Origin of the sequence: Shouchella oshimensis (assembly GCF_004375095.1) — a bacterium.
In the GTDB taxonomy this organism is placed as follows: domain Bacteria; phylum Bacillota; class Bacilli; order Bacillales; family Bacillaceae_D; genus Shouchella; species Shouchella oshimensis.
Genome location: NZ_SNUX01000002.1, coordinates 313933 through 330418, shown reverse-complemented (window position 1 = coordinate 330418; position 16486 = coordinate 313933). Strand labels below are relative to the sequence as shown.

At 41.1% G+C, this 16486-nt stretch carries 13 protein-coding genes; 7 read left to right on the top strand and 6 right to left on the bottom strand.

What is annotated here, in order from left to right:
• Positions 1-61: 61 nt before the first annotated feature.
• A complete protein-coding gene (locus E2L03_RS07770) occupies positions 62-619 on the top strand; it encodes a DUF2179 domain-containing protein (RefSeq protein ID WP_038476402.1) in 558 nt (185 codons plus the stop codon).
• A gap of 7 nt (positions 620-626) precedes the next feature.
• On the opposite strand, the gene E2L03_RS07765 is transcribed toward E2L03_RS07770, so the two are convergent.
• Genes E2L03_RS07765 through hutI form a run of 4 tightly spaced genes read right to left on the bottom strand, consistent with a single transcriptional unit; the run spans position 627 to position 6176 of the window.
• On the bottom strand, positions 627-1943 hold the full coding sequence (locus E2L03_RS07765) for an amidohydrolase family protein (RefSeq protein ID WP_134258866.1): 1317 nt from the start codon (positions 1941-1943) through the stop codon (positions 627-629).
• Positions 1940-3199 carry a M20 family metallo-hydrolase gene (locus E2L03_RS07760; protein WP_134258865.1) on the bottom strand — a complete coding sequence of 420 codons (1260 nt, stop codon included), beginning with the start codon at positions 3197-3199 and terminating at the stop codon, positions 1940-1942. Before E2L03_RS07760 ends, E2L03_RS07765 begins: the two co-directional genes overlap by 4 nt.
• A gap of 1 nt (position 3200) precedes the next feature.
• Complete coding sequence (hutU, locus tag E2L03_RS07755) at positions 3201-4874, bottom strand: urocanate hydratase (protein ID WP_038476393.1); 1674 nt, start codon at positions 4872-4874, stop codon at positions 3201-3203.
• A 21-nt stretch (positions 4875-4895) separates the two neighbouring features.
• On the bottom strand, positions 4896-6176 hold the full coding sequence (hutI, locus tag E2L03_RS07750) for an imidazolonepropionase (RefSeq protein WP_055737121.1): 1281 nt from the start codon (positions 6174-6176) through the stop codon (positions 4896-4898).
• Positions 6177-6371: 195 nt separating this feature from the next.
• On the opposite strand from hutI, the gene E2L03_RS07745 reads away from it, so the two are divergent.
• The 5 genes from E2L03_RS07745 to E2L03_RS07725 all read left to right on the top strand — a co-directional run bounded on the left by E2L03_RS07745 (position 6372) and on the right by E2L03_RS07725 (position 13267).
• Positions 6372-7340 (top strand): LacI family DNA-binding transcriptional regulator, encoded by a 969-nt coding sequence (locus tag E2L03_RS07745; RefSeq protein WP_134258864.1) that lies wholly within the window; start codon positions 6372-6374, stop codon positions 7338-7340.
• Between the two features lie 79 nt (positions 7341-7419).
• Positions 7420-8337, top strand: coding sequence for an ABC transporter permease (locus tag E2L03_RS07740; RefSeq protein ID WP_038476387.1), 918 nt, complete (start codon positions 7420-7422; stop codon positions 8335-8337).
• Positions 8338-8352: 15 nt separating this feature from the next.
• The gene (locus E2L03_RS07735; RefSeq protein ID WP_055737119.1) at positions 8353-9273 is read left to right on the top strand and encodes a carbohydrate ABC transporter permease; all 921 of its coding nucleotides are present in this window, start codon (positions 8353-8355) and stop codon (positions 9271-9273) included.
• A gap of 31 nt (positions 9274-9304) precedes the next feature.
• Positions 9305-10918, top strand: a complete 1614-nt coding sequence (locus tag E2L03_RS07730; protein ID WP_241741824.1) for an extracellular solute-binding protein — start codon at positions 9305-9307, stop codon at positions 10916-10918.
• 54 nt (positions 10919-10972) lie between these two features.
• Complete coding sequence (locus E2L03_RS07725) at positions 10973-13267, top strand: glycoside hydrolase family 2 protein (protein ID WP_134258863.1); 2295 nt, start codon at positions 10973-10975, stop codon at positions 13265-13267.
• Between the two features lie 62 nt (positions 13268-13329).
• Here E2L03_RS07725 and E2L03_RS07720 read toward each other — a convergent pair whose 3' ends face one another.
• Both E2L03_RS07720 and E2L03_RS07715 read right to left on the bottom strand, forming a co-directional pair.
• Complete coding sequence (locus tag E2L03_RS07720) at positions 13330-14379, bottom strand: Gfo/Idh/MocA family protein (RefSeq protein ID WP_124741578.1); 1050 nt, start codon at positions 14377-14379, stop codon at positions 13330-13332.
• A gap of 2 nt (positions 14380-14381) precedes the next feature.
• Positions 14382-15293 (bottom strand): sugar phosphate isomerase/epimerase family protein, encoded by a 912-nt coding sequence (locus E2L03_RS07715; RefSeq protein WP_124741218.1) that lies wholly within the window; start codon positions 15291-15293, stop codon positions 14382-14384.
• Positions 15294-15562: 269 nt separating this feature from the next.
• Between E2L03_RS07715 and E2L03_RS07710 the strand changes: the two genes are divergently transcribed.
• Complete coding sequence (locus E2L03_RS07710) at positions 15563-16486, top strand: hypothetical protein (protein WP_038476375.1); 924 nt, start codon at positions 15563-15565, stop codon at positions 16484-16486.

The following is a 16486-nucleotide window of genomic DNA, read 5'->3' as shown; positions in this document are numbered from 1 at the left end:
TAACGTATTAAATGCACACTACTTTAAAAGTGAAGTTGCTTGATTAAAAGAGGTGAAACAAATGCTCTGGCAACCTATTTTAATTTTAGGCGCACAATTGCTGTATGTGCCTCTTGTTGTATTGCGAACGCTCATGATGGTTAAAGGGGAAAAAGAACGTTCTGCTTTGTTTGCGACAGTAGAAGGAGGCGTACACGTCATTTCTTTATCCATTGTTTTTAGCGATTTATCAAACTACTTTAATATGGTCGCATATTCACTTGGTTTTGGATTAGGCATGTACCTCGGCTCCATTGTTGAGGAGAAGCTGGCAATTGGTTATGTATCCCTTCAGGTAAACACGTCTTTCCACCATAAACCATTAATCGAACGTCTTCGTGACGCCGATTTCAGCGTTGCGCTTACAACAGTTGAAGGAATCGAATCCATACGGGTAAGACTGGATTGCACTGCTCGTCGTGATCGCGAGCATGAGTTTATGGCAATCGTAAATGAATGCGACCCAAATGCCTTTGTTGTCTCCTTCGAAACTCGAAATTTTCAAGGTGGCTACATTAAAAAGAAATCATCAAAAAGAACATGGTTTCGTCGGGAAAGCCGACCACTCACAGAAGAATAAATGGAAGTTATGTACCCCATTTTTCAAACAGATGATCAACCTTTTTCACAATCATTTGTTCAGAAACGGTTTGAACGGTTCTGTTTTGTACTACAGATTTACCTGCTACAATAACATCTGTTATGGCTGTTGGCTGCATTGCGTAAACAAGATTGGCGAAGAGTTCATGCTTTGGCAAAAGAGAAAGGTCGCTTGTGTCTACTGCAAGGAAATCCGCTTTTTTGCCAATCGCAAGCTCTCCTGTATCGATTTGTAATAAATCTGCACCATTTTTTGTCCCCATCTGAAAAACTTGATTTGCTGTCATACATGTCCCATCAAGAGTACTTACTTTTTGTAACAATGAGCACATACGCATCTCTTCAAATACGCTAATTCGATTATTACTACACGCACCATCACTCCCAAGACTAACCCGAACACCAGAACGCACAAGTTCAGGTATGCTTGTAATGCCATCTGAAAGAAACATATTGCTTGATGGACAATAAGCAAGACCAGCCTTTCGCTTTCCGAGTAAATCGATTTCCGATTGGTCGAGCCAAACGAGGTGGATGGCTAGCATACTCTCGTCGACAACTCCTAATGAATCTAAATAATGAACCGGTCTTTTGTTGTATTTTTCTAACGTTTCTTCTACTTCAAACATTTCCTCGGAAACATGTATATGAAAAGGGGTTTGCAATTCTTTGGCTAGTTGGTAGCTTGCTTGAATCATTTCTGGAGAAGCCGCATGGGGACTATGAGGAGCTGGATGTACATCGACCATAGGGTGGCCTTGATACTTAATTGCTAGTTCTCTCGTACGCTTCGTAGCATCCGTTACAGACTCTTGATAACTTGACGGTGCTCCTTTCCAATCATACATCGTTCGAGCAAATATGAGACGAATACCCACGTCAACTGCCGCTTGAATGACGGCTTCGTCTGTTTTTACTCCATTGTTATGCACATAAAAGAAATCACTCACTGTTGTGACACCATACTTAACCATTTCTCCAAATGCAAACAGTGCACCTGTATAAATCGCTTCTTCATCTAAAAGTGGCGTATACTTATAAAGCGCTTGGTCACGCCATTCTAGAAATGGCCGGTCTACTGCTATTCCTCTTAACAAGCTTTGGAATGAATGATTGTGGGCATTTACTGTCCCTGGTACAATGGCTTTTTCTCCCCAGTCGATTGTTGCAGCACCGTGATAGGTTTTAGTTAATTTGTCAGCAGGACCAATATCTTGAATGACATCATCCTTAACAAGCACGGCGTAGTTTTTTTGAAACCCGCCATTGGTATAGACTGAATCTGCACAATATAGTATCATCAGACACTCCCACCTTCTTGGTCAATCTCCAAAAGCGTATGCAAACAAACATTTGCAGCTTTTTCAATATCATTCATACTACTTTCCTCTTCAGGACAGTGACTTTTCCCATCTACACTAGGAACAAAGATCATGCCAGAAGGTGTAAGAGATGCCATATGAGCTGCATCATGACCCGCCATACTTCCTAAGCGCATCGTAGAAAACCCTGCTATGTCCGCTTGTCGTTCCATTGTTTTCATGATGTATTCACTCATTTCGACCGGAGCTTGGTTCAACATTACTTTTGTCTCGATGTGAACACCATAAGTTGTTTCAACATAAGACTTTTTTTCTTGAAGCTCCTGTTGAACTTTGTTGACATCCTCGGTTTTCTCTCCTCGAATTTCTACTGCTAGTACCACTTCTCCTGGAATAATGTTGGTAGCATTCGGCAAGACATGTACTTGTCCAACGGTTCCGACCAGTTCTGCTTTTGGGAAATCGGTACAGACATTCTTTACTGTTACGATCAGTTCTGCTGCTGCTACAAGGGCATCCGAACGGTCCGTCATTACAGTTGTGCCTGCATGATTCGGAACTCCCTTTATCGTTAGCTCTTCCCGGTAAATTCCCGTAATTCCTGTTACAACTCCAAGAGGTACGTGAGCATCTACTAAACGCTTTCCTTGTTCAATATGGACTTCAAGATAAGCAAGTAGTTCATCTTCTTTTCTCACACAGTGATCAAATTGTTCAGGGATGCCACCAGCCTTTGCTAGCGCATCGGTCACTCTAATACCTTCTGCATTTTTTACATCTTTTATTTGTTGTGCTGTTAATTTCCCAGAAATGGCCCGGCTCCCAAAAGTCGATAGACCAAATGGATTCGGCTCCTCGGCACTAAAGGATACCAGCTCCACATCGTGTTCGGTTTCAATGCCATTTTCCTCTAATGTGCGTAACATTTCTAATCCAATTAATACACCGAGGGCCCCGTCAAATTTGCCTCCATTCGGAACCGTATCGATATGAGAACCGCAGACGATGCTTTTCCTCTTTTTCCCGACACGTTTTCCCCAAATGTTTGCCGCTTCATCGGTATACACGTCCACATTAAGTTTGCTCAATTGTTCTTTTAACCAGTCTCTCGCCTTCAGCTCTGGCTCTGTAAACGTTGTACGGTCTAATCCGCCTCCTTCATTCAGGCCGAATTGACCCAATTCATGAATCGAAGCGGCTAGCCTGTCCGCATTTATTGTTACTGTTTTTACATTCATTTTAATCACCTTTCTTAAGCGGAATATGAACACCTTTTTCATTTGCTACATCCATAGCCCGATCATAACCTGCATCTACGTGTCGAACGATTCCCATACCAGGATCTGAAAGTAACACGCGCTTTATCCGCTCCTTCGCTAATTGACTTCCATCAGCGACTAAAACTTGCCCAGCATGAACAGAGTAGCCCATACCAACACCCCCGCCATGATGAACACTCACCCAGCTAGCTCCTCCTGCCGTATTAATTAACGCATTTAAAATGGGCCAGTCTGCAACAGCATCACTGCCATCTTTCATTCCTTCTGTTTCACGATTTGGCGATGCTACAGAGCCACAATCAAGATGGTCACGGCCAAAAACGATCGGTGCTTCAAGTTCACCATTCGCAACCATTTCATTAGCTCTTAGAGCAAAACGGTCACGATCACCATAGCCAAGCCAGCAAATTCGCGCTGGTAGCCCTTGCCACTTCACCAACTTTTGAGCCATTGTAATCCAGTTTACTAACCCCTCATCTTCAGGAAACATCTCTTTAGCAAGACGATCCAACTTGTAAATATCCTGCGGATTTCCAGAAAGGGCTGCCCATCTAAAAGGACCTTTTCCCTCACAAAACAAAGGTCGAATATACGCTGGTACAAATCCAGGTATATCGAATGCATTGCTCACGCCTGCTTGTTTTGCATAGGCACGGATGTTGTTACCGTAATCAAATGTTTCTGCTCCTGCTGCTTGTAAATCAAGCATGGCTTGCACATGTATGCCCATCGCCTCAATCGAGCGCTTCTCGTATGTTTTAGGATCGGTTACTCTTAATTCATTCGCTTCAGCAAGGGTTAGCCCATTTGGAACATAACCGTTTAAAGGGTCGTGGGCGCTTGTTTGATCGGTAACAAAATCTGGGATTACGCCCTTTTCAACAAGTGCGGGTAGCACATCAGCACAATTTCCTACCAGGCCAATTGAAGCGGGCTCACCTTTTGTAGTGAACTTTTCAACAAGCTTTAATGCTTCGTCTAACGACTCCACAAGAACATCACAGTAGCCTTCTTTCATTTTCCTTTCAATTCGAGACCGATCAACTTCAACAACAAGAATGACTGCGTTTGCCATCTTTCCTGCTAATGGTTGGGCACCGCTCATTCCACCCATCCCGCCAGTAACAATAAAACGACCTGTTAAATCAGGTGTGCCGAACGCTTTTTTTCCTGCTTCAACAAAACTTAAATAAGTCCCTTGCAAAATACCCTGAGCGCCAATGTAAATCCAGCTTCCAGCCGTCATTTGACCGTACATCATTAACCCTTTATCCTCAAGTTCATAAAAATGATTCCAAGTTGCCCACGATGGAACTAGATTAGAGTTAGCAATCAACACTCTTGGAGCAGCCTCGTGCGTGCGGAACAGCCCAACTGGTTTGCCAGACTGAACGAGGAGGGTTTCATCATTATCTAGCTCTTTTAATGAAGCAATAAGCTGGTCAAAACTTCTCCAATCCCGAGCCGCCTTACCAATTCCACCATAAACAATTAAATGGTCAGGGTCCTCAGCAACTTCTGGATCAAGATTGTTAAGCAACATTCGCATGGCCGCTTCTTGGGCCCACCCTTTGCAATGCAACTGGTTTCCCCTTGGTGCACGTACTGTGCGCTGTCCGGTTTGGTTTTCCATCAAATAGACCTCCTTAACGAGTTAAATGACTACTCCGTTTGTCACAACAAGCTTGCCGTCTTTAAATACTTTGTCTACCATATTGACGCCAACATGATAGTGTAAATACGTATAATTTGGTGCATTCCAAAAGACAAGATCCGCTTTTTTTCCTGGTTCCAAGCTTCCAACCACCTGTTCTTCCCCGATAGCACTAGCAGCATTTATTGTTGCTGCAGTAAGAACTTCTTTCGGTGTCATCCCCATGGTTAAGCAAGCTAAGTTCATGACAAATGGCATTGATTCAGTTGGGCTTGATCCTGGATTTCGATCTGTTGATAAGGCCACAGCAACATTGCCTTCAATCATTTTTCGGGCATTTGCTGGCTTTTCCATTAAAAAAAATGCAGTTGCTGGGAGCAATACACCAATAACACCTTTAGCCGCCATTTTTTCGATTCCTTTATCAGACACCTTTAACAAATGATCTGCAGAGATGGCACCAACGTCTGCTGCTAGTTCTGCTCCTCCATACGAAACGATTTCGTCAGCATGAATTTTCGGAATGAGACCGTGTGCTTTTCCAGCTTCTAAAATGCGCTTAGATTGTTCAGGTGTAAACACGCCCTCTTCACAAAAAACATCATTGAACCGGGCCAACCCTTCCCTCGCTATAGCAGGAATCATGTTCTCTACAACCATGTCTACAAACGTCTCACGATTCGTTTTGTATTCTTTTGGAACAGCATGTGCACCCATAAAGGTTGAAACAATTGTGACAGGGTGAATGGCATTCAAACGTCTTGCTACTACCAGTTGCTTGCGTTCATTTTCTAATGACAGTCCATACCCACTCTTTGCTTCAATAGTCGTCACACCATGACGCAAGAAGAGATCCAGTCTCTCTTTGGCAACAGCCATCAATTCCTCTTCAGACGCTGCTGCTGTTGCTGACGTTGTACGATGAATGCCTCCACCGGCATTCATAATGTCCATGTAAGCCGCACCTTTTAAACGCATTTCAAATTCATCTTCACGACTACCTGCAAACACTAAATGAGTATGGGGATCAACAAGACCAGGTGTAACAAGATGCTGACTTGCATCAATAAGTGTGACAAGCTTCGTTTGTCCATGGTCACATACCGCTTTCCACACCTCTTTATCCGTTCCTATTTTTTTAATTAACCCATTTTCAATCCATATGCCACCATCTTCTATGACTTTCAGATTCTCTTCCATTTCACGTCCCTTTAACGGACGACTCGCTTCGTTTGTTACGAGCTGCCGTGCGTGTCGTATAACCATTCGATTCGAATTCATCATCTTCCCCTCCTTTACAACAACCTGTAGTCTTCCTAACCGTACTCTATACAGTTACTTTTCGTGATGAAGCGCTGTTTTCCTTTAATCAGTCCTTTTTATCTTTCTTTTCTAAAAAAGAGTTGACGCTTCTTCGCACTGTCTATATAATTCAAAATGTTAACGTTATCATTTTGAGTCAGGATTGGTGAAGGAATGGCAAACATGAAAGAAGTCGCAAAGGCAGCAGGTGTCTCCACAATCACTGTATCAAGAGTGATTAACACACCAGAACTTGTAAAAGAAAAAACGAGAGATAAAGTATTAAAAGTAATAGGAGAACTACACTATCAAGGAAATCAAGCAGCTAAAGCGCTCGTTACAAAGAAAACCCGTGTCATACATATCTTTATTTCACAGGACATACAATTGACCAATCCTTTTGCAATGAACTTTTTAGCTGGCGTTAGTGACGAATTAAGCAAGCAACATTACTCTTTTTTAGTTCGACGAGAGTGGGATTATCCATACAAGTGTGATGGAATTATTGCAATGAGTGTAACAGCCGATCAAGAAGCACTGCTAGACGAAAAGTTCGATGTGCCAACTGTCTTATTTGGACATTCATTACCTACTTATGATTGGGTGGATGTCGATAACTACCAAGGCGCATACGAAATGGTTACGTATTTAATTAAGCTCGGTCATAAAGACATTGGTTTGATCGTTATTAACGAAAACAGACAATTCGTATCTGATCGAATTAACGGCTATAAGCAAGCATTACTGGACAATGGTATTTCGTTTTCTTCAGATAAAATAGAGTTTGCTGAAAACAAAGAAGATATCGGTTATCTAAAAACCATTGAGTTGTTTGAGCGTACTCACATGACTGCTTTATTTTGTATGAGCGATGAGCTAGCTCTTGGAGCCATTCGAGCCGCACGCTTATTAAAGAAAAACGTACCCCATGATTTGTCTATCGCAGGCTTTGACGGATTAGGCTATGAGCTTTTAACAGATCCAAAAATTACAACGATCCATCAGCCTGTATACGAAGTCGGGAAAGAACTTGCCACTATCCTTTTGCAACGTATTGATTCACCTGATATAGCACTTACACAAAAAATGCTTAGCCCTGTTCTACGTGTGAATAACTCTGTATTTCAAGCCATTCATTCTTGAAAGCAGATTTTTGTTCAAAATGATAACGTTAACATTATGTTGAAAGCGCTTTTATAAAGAGAGGGAGGACTGACTTACATTGAAAGCGAAACCTAATTTTTTCAAACGATACAAACAGCAACTACCGCTCCAACTTATGGTTATACCTGGTGTTATTTTTATGATTATTTTTACGTACATTCCCATCTATGGAATTGTCGTCGCGTTTAAAAGCTTCTCGGTTACAGACACGATCTCTTCTGCACCATGGGTAGGCTTAAACAATTTTAAAATTGCCTTCAGTGATCCGTTTTTTTGGAGTGCTGTTCGTAATACGTTAGCCATCAGCTTTCTTAAGCTGCTTATTGGATTTACGGCACCTATTCTTTTGGCCATATTAATCTTTGAATTAAAAGCTGGCTTATTTAAGCGATCGGTTCAGACAATCTCGTATCTCCCTCATTTTTTATCATGGATCGTTGTTGGAGGTATGTTAACAAGCTGGCTTTCTACAACAGGTCTGTTAAACAGTTTTTTAATGACCATTGGCATCCTTGATGAACCGCGGAACTTTCTTGTTGAAGCCCAAAGCTACTGGATGATTGCTGTTTTGTCCGATGTATGGAAAAGCGTTGGCTGGGGGACGATCATTTACCTTGCTACAATGGCAAGCATTGATCCAACCTATTATGAAGCTGCAAAAATTGACGGCGCCACCAAGCTCCAGCAAATTTGGCACATTACCCTTCCACTGATGTCCTTTATTATCGCGCTTATGTTCGTTTTAGCTGTTGGTGGCTTGCTTGGCTCCAACTTAGATCAAACACTTGTGTTAATTAATCCGTTAAATGCTTCTCGTGCAGAGGTGATTGATTCCTATGTCTACAAGATTGGTCTTGTACAAGGTGATTTCTCTTATGCCACAGCAGTTGGTTTAGCGATTTCCATTATCTCTCTCATTCTCGTTATCATTACACATAAGATCACGAAAAAGCTTAACAACCGTTCTATTTTTTAAAAGGAGGCATGCGCTATGGCTGTTTTACAACCTAAATCTAACGTACCGACTAACCGTAACAAACCAGCCGGAATTAAAGAGAACCGTCTGTTTAATACACTGAACGTTCTTTTTATGATCGTCTTTACAACAATTATTATCTTCCCAATTTGGGATGTCATTGTTGGCTCTTTTAGCAGCTCTGCCTCCGTCGCAACGCCAGGGATTCGTTTATGGCCAGAGCAGTTTTCTCTAGATGCTTATCGGGTTGTTTTTAATGACCCAAGCATTTGGAACGCTTTCCTTATCTCTGTACTAAAAACCGTTATCGGTGTGACCACCTCGGTCTTTTTTACAGCGATGGTCGCCTATGCCATGAGTAAACAAGACCTCATTGGTCGAAAGATCTTTATTGCTCTTGGTGTAGGGACGATGTTTTTCAGTGGCGGCATGATTCCAATCTATTTACTTATGCGTTCGTTAGGGTTACTTGACAACTTTTTAGTCTACATTATTCCTGCGCTTTTTAGTTTTTACAATATGCTTATCCTCATGAACTTTTTCAGAGAGATTCCGACTTCATTAGAGGAATCAGCGCGAATCGATGGTGCGGGTGTGTGGCGCATTTTCTTGCAAATCATCTTACCGCTATCAACACCAGTGCTAGCTGTTATTGCTCTTTTTAATGGTGTTTACCAATGGAATGACTTTATGACCGCTCGATTGTACATTACGAATGAAGCGCTGTATCCGATTCAAATGAAGCTATACGAAATTATTGTCCAGCAACAAGCAGCTAATATGCAAAATGTTGTCGGATCAGTCATTATCCCGACATCCTCCCAGACCATTCAACTTGCAACAATTGTTGTCGCTACCGTCCCAATTGTGTTGGTTTATCCGTTTTTACAACGGTTTTTAATATCTGGAATGATGATTGGAGCAGTAAAAGAATAGTCATGTTTCATTACTAAAGGAGGCGTTTTTGTTGAAAAAAAAGGTACTAGGATTCATGTCAATCATTGGTGTCGTTATGATCGCTGGTTGTAGTAGCTCAGGTGCGGAAGTGTCAATCGAAGACTTAGAAGAGGCTCGTTACGAGATTGATCCGAATACACCAGCCTGGCAAGTCGATGATGAAGAAAATGTTGAATTAACGTGGTATGTGAATGCTGAATGGTTTGATCGTGGTTTCGGAGAGGATGTCATCACAAAAAAGCTGAAGGAAGATTTGAATCTCGATATTACCTTTGTAACTGGTGATGACTCAAACTTAAATACACTCTTTTCTGGTGGCGACTTGCCTGACTTGATTACCATTTTTGATGGTCAGTCACAAGCGGCATTACGTGCTCCCACATGGGCATTACCACTAAGAGAGCTTGCTGATCAATATGACCCTTATTTCCATCAAGTAGCACAAGAGCAAACTCTTGATTGGTATCAACTTGAAGACGGATTTACGTATGGTTATCCGAGTTACTCTAATACAATTGACGATTATCAAGCAGACATTATTCCTGGATCAGATGCGTTCATTATTCGAGAAGATATTTATGAGGCGCTAGGAGAACCAGACTTGTCCACACCGGAACAGTTTATAAACAGCTTACAGCAAATGAAAGAAGCATTTCCTGATGTTGTTCCTTTTGCTTTCAGAGGATTTGGTTCCGATGGTGATGTCGGCTCAATCGGTGACACGTTTCAAAATCATCTCGGTGTTCCCATTGCAGATGAAAACAGTGATTGGTATAACCGAAACTTAGACGATAGCTACCTAGAATGGATTCGCACATTTAACGAAGCCTATCAACTCGGTTTAATTAGCGATGATAATTTCTCTGATGACAATACTATTTTTGAAGAAAAAGTGGAGCGTGGTCAATACGGCTCTGTTTTCGCAAGCGGCATTGCTCAATTATCCGGCTCCTTGCAAACCAATGTAGCTCGAGATCCTGACCAAAGATATATAGCGGTTGATGGCCCGAAGAATTCAAATGGGAATGAACCAACTTTAAATCAAGCTGGTCTTTCAGGTTGGACAGTAACCTATATTACAAACAAAGTGTCGGACCCCCAAAAAGCGATTCAGTTATTTACGTACCTTTTAAGTGATGAAGGACAATACTTAACAACATTTGGTGTTGAAGGCGAAACGTTTGACTTTAATGAGAATGGAAAAGCGGTGTTGCATGAGGATGTGTTGCAAATGAGAAATGACAATCCCGAAGAATACAAAAAGTCCTATCGCTTAGGTGAGTTTTGGTTTTTCGGACATGATGGATTCGCGCTGGAGCATGGTGAGAACGAAGCGTCTGTCGCAGTTGATCAAATTCAGAAATGGACAAAAGGAAAGCTTAAGCCACAATTTCTTATTGAAAACATCAATCCAGACCAAGGAACTGCTGAGGCACGCTCGTTAGTGAATATTGATTCTACTTGGGCGACTACTTTAGCAAGTATGATTCGGGCAAAAGACGATCGTGAGTTCGACCGCCTCATTGATGAGTATGAAACATTTCTCGAAACAAATAATTTCGCTGCTGTCGAAGCCATTCGTAATGAAAAAATGAATGAGAATCGAGAGAAACTCGGTTTATAACCTTAAAAGCGGGCTATCCTGCCCGCTTTTTTCACAACGAAGGAGTGTTTCACGATGAATCAACAGTACATAGAAGGCACTGTAACAAGTACGCTTTCATTTAAAGATCAAATTCCTTATCAATCGAATATGGTTTATCCGTCTTTCGATCCTCAAGATCGGGTAACGTTCTCACTTGCTGGTGAATGGAAAAAACTGCGTTTTCGTGCGGATCATAACTGGTCCATGCATGCTCGCACCAAAGACTGGATTGCGAAAACCGAACAAGACGGATTTACTTCATGTTCGTACAATGATGAATCATGGGAAGCGAAAACTTTGCCAGCACCTGAAAATCATTTAACCGGCAAAGAGGAGGTACATGCTGCAGAGACCTATGAAGATGGCGTGTGGTATCGTAAAACCATTCATTGGCCAGAGGCTTATGCAGAACAAGTCGTTACCTTAAAATGTTTAGGTGTTTCGTATATTAGTGATTTTTGGATCAATGAATCATACGTTGGCTATCATGAAGGTGGATTCACGCCATTTGCATTTGATGTGTCTGCCTTATTAAAACCAGGAGAAAATCTCATTGCTGTGCGCATTGATAATCCACCATGGACAACAAGACTTGATACCGTTCCAGCTGTAAACAACGATTTTTTCAATTACACCGGCATTATCCAAGATCTTTATTTAGAGGTTGTTCCAAGTTTATACATTTCAAGGGTTGATGTGGTTCCTCTTACTTTGCAAGGGAAACTGCAAATGGACTATGTACTAGAAAATCGCTCAAGTGAATCGGTAACAGCATTCATAAAACCACGGTTTTTCACAACAGATTTTCAATCACCTAACTGGTTGAAGAGTCCAAAAGCAAAAAGTATATGCGAAGAGGAAGTACATGTGCCAACTGCCCAAGGGACAACAGTCACCCTTGCTTCCGGGGAAAGCAAAAAAATAAAAGAGACGGCCACAATCCCACACCCACAGCTTTGGAGCATTCGTGAACCCCATTTATATGTGTTAGGTCTTCAGCTTTACCACGATGATGCTCTCATTGATTCGTTTTACACTCAGTTTGGCTTTCGTACACTGGCAACCGATGGGCCTCGTATCAAGTTAAATGACCAATCTGTTTTTTTTGCTGGTGTGGCTCGACATGAAGAGTGGCCAGAATACGGGCGAACAGCCTCATGGGAACGAATTGTGGACGATGTAACGATTCTTTCTTCTTTACACGTTAATTTAGTTCGGACCGCTCACTACCCAAACCACATTGAAACCTTTATTGCTTTGGATCGATTTGGTTTACCAAGTATGGCGGAAATTCCTTTATGGCAATTTGAAACCGCCCATTACGAAGCGCAAGAAAGAAGGGGCATTTCCTATCAGATGTGGAGAGAAATGATCTTTTCCAGCTATAACCGTCCTTCTATTGCCATGTGGAGTACTCAAAACGAATCAAAAGATGTTACGCTTCGAAAACAATATAATGAAGCATTGGTTCATGAAACGAAAACCAATTACCCTGATGGAAGATTGTTGACACAAAGCTCAGCAGCAGATCAGCCTGGATTTCATGATCCTACTATGGAGCCTCTAGATGTAGCGGGATGGACGATGTATTTTGGTATTTTTCACGGAAGTACACCTTATGAAGGAACAAAGCATTTCATTGAGCAGGCACACCAAGCGTGGCCCGATAAGCCTATTATGAATACGGAATATGGGATCTGGAGCAATGCGGATCGAAGTTATATTGAAAAACAAGTGGAAATCTATCAAGACGTTCAGCTCGCTTTATTAGAAAAGGCAACGGTTACGCCAGGCGGTGAGCACAATCCCAACGGATATGTTGCCACAATCGACTACTGGACTGCTTTTGACTGGTACGTGAACCATAATCAATTCTACCAAACGATGGGAATCTTCCATATGGATCGATTAGCTAAAAAGCCCCTTTATGATCATTTTGTACATGATCATAAACGGTTATTGCAGCAAACGAATGGCTTTGCCTCTAAAGAAGGGATTCCTTCAAAACCACTACCTGTCACCATTGAACAAACGAATGACGTACAACAAACATTACGATTGCAGGAAAAAGAAGATCTGACCAGTGCCAACTATTTAATCGTTCATGTCAGCCATTTTTCACAATCTGATCCTGTTACCATCCATTTGCACGGGGACGAAGATGAATCGTGCTTTATAACGTATACCCTTGAAGAATACACCGTCATTCCATTATGGCGTTTTGATTCTGACGTACGAAAAGGAGTACAGTTCATTTCAATCACTCATACCAAAGGACAATCAATTACCATTAAGGGACTCTATCGAAGCCATACTGGGACGCTGTAAGCCTTTCAACTCACTTAATAAAAACCTAGTTGCTTCTGTGAAGCAACTAGGTTTTCTTTGCATTATAGTTCGACAGGCTTCTTTTGTGCTGAGGCTTGATAGATGCCTTCTAGTATTTTCATAATCTCTAAACCATCCTCTACTGGTGCAGGAGACGGTCCCCCAGTTATGCAAGCTTCTACGAAAGCATCAATTTGCTTTTGAAAGGCATTGTCAAAATCAAAGCTGCGGTGATCAATTTGTGGCTCGACATTTAAAATCGTGTCGTTTTCTTCCATGACAAGCAAAAGCTCCGGCTCAAGCTCTGCTCCACCTTTTGTTCCAAAGATTTGCATACCAAGCTGATCCTTTTTTGTATGCAATGAATACGATACATCCACCATTAATGAGCTACCATTCTCAAACGTAATTAATGCATTGGCTAAGTCTTCAACTGTATTTAGGGACGCATCATAATCCGCTGTTTTATAAAACGATAGATTTTTTACATTACTTCGATTACCTAGCTGATCATAGACATGTCCTGTTATAGATTTTACTTTTGGGCGTCCCATTAAGTACCAACAACTATCAATAATATGAACCCCTAAATCAATAATTGGTCCACCTCCAGAACGTTCTTTATCAGCAAACCAGCCACCAGGATTACCAAGCCTTCTTAGCAATGAAGCTTTCGCATAATAAATATCGCCAAGCTTGCCGTCATCAATAAAGGTTTTAAGCACTTGCGCATTCGTTCCAAATCGCCTCACATAACCGACTTGTAACGTTTTTCCGGTTTCTTTTACAGCTTCTTGAACCTTTTCTGCTTCTTGTACAGTCATTGAAATTGGCTTTTCAACGAGTACATGCTTACCTGCTCGCAAGGCCCGTATTGCTAAATCCGCATGAGTTCGATTCCACGTACAAATGCTTACGCCGTCCACTTCTGGATGATTAAACACTTCTTCAGGATCTGTAAATACATGCTTCACACGATAATGAGTCGCTTTTTCTTGGGCACGACTTTCATTTTGATCACATAAACCATACAACTCCACTTGCTCATTCTGTATGTATGATTTTATATGCATTTCAGATATTGAACCTAATCCGATAACAACTACTTTCATCATTATGCTCTCGCCCCTTCTACCGACTTCCATCCGTCTACTGTTACTTCATCCCAAAGTCGGCTTAAATTATTCATGCTAATGCGTGATCCTAGGAAACAATCTTCCATTCCTTCAAACTCCACTACAAGATAACCATCGTACTTCGCCACTTTTAATTGTCGAATGATTTCGCGTACAGGCAGTTCACCGTGACCAAGAATGGCCCCGCGCAAATAGTTGCCATTTGATGTTCTAAACCAAGCTCCTTCACCAGGATTTTCATAGTAAGGACGAATATAGAAATCTTTAAAATGAACCGTAGCAGCGTCTGGGAGATTTTTTCGTACTCCAACTAATGGATCTTCATCGGCGCATAAAAAATTCCCTATATCGAGCGTCGTTTTAAAATTGTCTCGATTTACTGCTCGTAACACTCGCTGAACACGATCACTTGATTGCACGTTAAAACCATGATTCTCAATCGTTGTTGTCATGCCAAGGCTCTTAGCATAGTCAGCAATCAATTGACTTCCTAGTACCATTTCCTCAAAATGATCGTCAAAATAATGAATAGACATTTCTTCTGGCTCTAATGAAAAAGCCGTCACATCATGTCGCAAGAGTGTAATACCCATATGATGAACAACGTCAACATGTGCTTTAATTCGTTCTACTTCTTCATTAAAAGCCGTTTCGGTCGGTTGGATGAAATTAGCTGGCATGCAATAAGCCGATAGTTTGATTCCAACCTGTGCGGCCCTCTCTTTAATTTGATTGGCTAAATCATAGTTATCTACTACTGTATACCCGTACGGAACGAGCTCCATATGTGAACCACCTTGTTCTTTTACCCAATCAATTGCCTCTAGAATTGTCAATCTACCGTCTCTTAGTGCTTGGACTAAACTGTATGAACTTAAACCAACCTTCATGCTTTACCCTCCCCCTCCTTGACACGTTTGTTTATACATAAACGTTCGCTAAAACGTTTACATTTCCTTCAATTTTAATCTTTTAAAAATAGAATGTACGGATAAGAAATAGTGTTAGAATAAGCTGTGCGACTGGTGGACCCATCCACCTTTCGAATTTTTCATATTATTATAACATTATAACAAGTTATTCGATTCCTGCAACATTTATGTTAAAAGCGAAACCTTTTCTTCTTTTGAACGTTATATAGAAAAGGGGGTGTTCAACATTGGATTATGAAAAAGAATTTACAGATGTAAAAGAACGCATCCGTCAATATGAAAAATGGCAAGCACATTTAGAGCGAATTAGACCCGACCTGGACGAACAAAAACAGAAATCAAAACAGTTAAAAACGATCTTGCAAGATAAACAACAAGACGTTGACCGATTGAGCGGCCTATCCTTTTCAAGTCTTCTTCATACCGTAACAGGAAGAAAAGCCGAAAAAATGGATGAAGCTACAGCACTCGTATTAAAAGCTCAACTGAAATACGAGGAGGCTGAAGAAACCATGACGGATTTACATCATGAAATTGAAGAAATTGGCGCTCACCTGCACGGATTGGGAAATCCTAAAGCAGATTTTCAACGATTACTAGATTTAAAGAAAGACGTACTATTAAGAGAGAAAAATTCTGCTTTACTCACTTTAGTGGAAGCATCTTCAACAACTACGCTCTATATGAATGAAATAAAAGAAGCAATAGAGGTAGGAAAAAAAGCAAAACAAGCACTAGAAAATACCTTATTTTCTCTTAATAAAGCAAACGACTGGTCTACATTTGATCTTTTTGGTGGAGGTTTTTTAACCACTGCTATGAAGCATAGCCATATCGATGATGCGAAAGCACTTATTCATCAAGTTCAACGTCACTTAAGGCAATTTGAAGAAGAATTAAAAGACGTCAATCAATTTACTTCTTTCCAAATTGAAATTACAGGATTTCTTACCTTTGCAGACTACTTCTTTGATGGATTCATTGTTGATTGGATGGTCCATGGAAAGATTAAAGAGTCTTACGAACAGGCCGCTACTCTATTAGCAGAAGTTGAAACCACTTTATCTCAATTATGTGATATAGAAAACGAGCTACACTCTGATTTAGAAGACATTCGAAAACAGAAACAGGCGTTCATTCTTAACGGGTAA

What these genes read in the sequence shown, in the direction of transcription:
- E2L03_RS07745 (WP_134258864.1), top strand. Translation starts at nt 6,372, where the DNA reads ATGGCAAACATGAAAGAAGTCGCAAAGGCAGCAGGTGTCTCCACAATC.
- hutI (WP_055737121.1), bottom strand. Translation starts at nt 6,176, where the DNA reads ATGAATTCGAATCGAATGGTTATACGACACGCACGGCAGCTCGTAACA.
- hutU (WP_038476393.1), bottom strand. Translation starts at nt 4,874, where the DNA reads ATGGAAAACCAAACCGGACAGCGCACAGTACGTGCACCAAGGGGAAAC.
- E2L03_RS07760 (WP_134258865.1), bottom strand. Translation starts at nt 3,199, where the DNA reads ATGAATGTAAAAACAGTAACAATAAATGCGGACAGGCTAGCCGCTTCG.
- E2L03_RS07770 (WP_038476402.1), top strand. Translation starts at nt 62, where the DNA reads ATGCTCTGGCAACCTATTTTAATTTTAGGCGCACAATTGCTGTATGTG.
- E2L03_RS07735 (WP_055737119.1), top strand. Translation starts at nt 8,353, where the DNA reads ATGGCTGTTTTACAACCTAAATCTAACGTACCGACTAACCGTAACAAA.
- E2L03_RS07725 (WP_134258863.1), top strand. Translation starts at nt 10,973, where the DNA reads ATGAATCAACAGTACATAGAAGGCACTGTAACAAGTACGCTTTCATTT.
- E2L03_RS07720 (WP_124741578.1), bottom strand. Translation starts at nt 14,379, where the DNA reads ATGAAAGTAGTTGTTATCGGATTAGGTTCAATATCTGAAATGCATATA.
- E2L03_RS07715 (WP_124741218.1), bottom strand. Translation starts at nt 15,293, where the DNA reads ATGAAGGTTGGTTTAAGTTCATACAGTTTAGTCCAAGCACTAAGAGAC.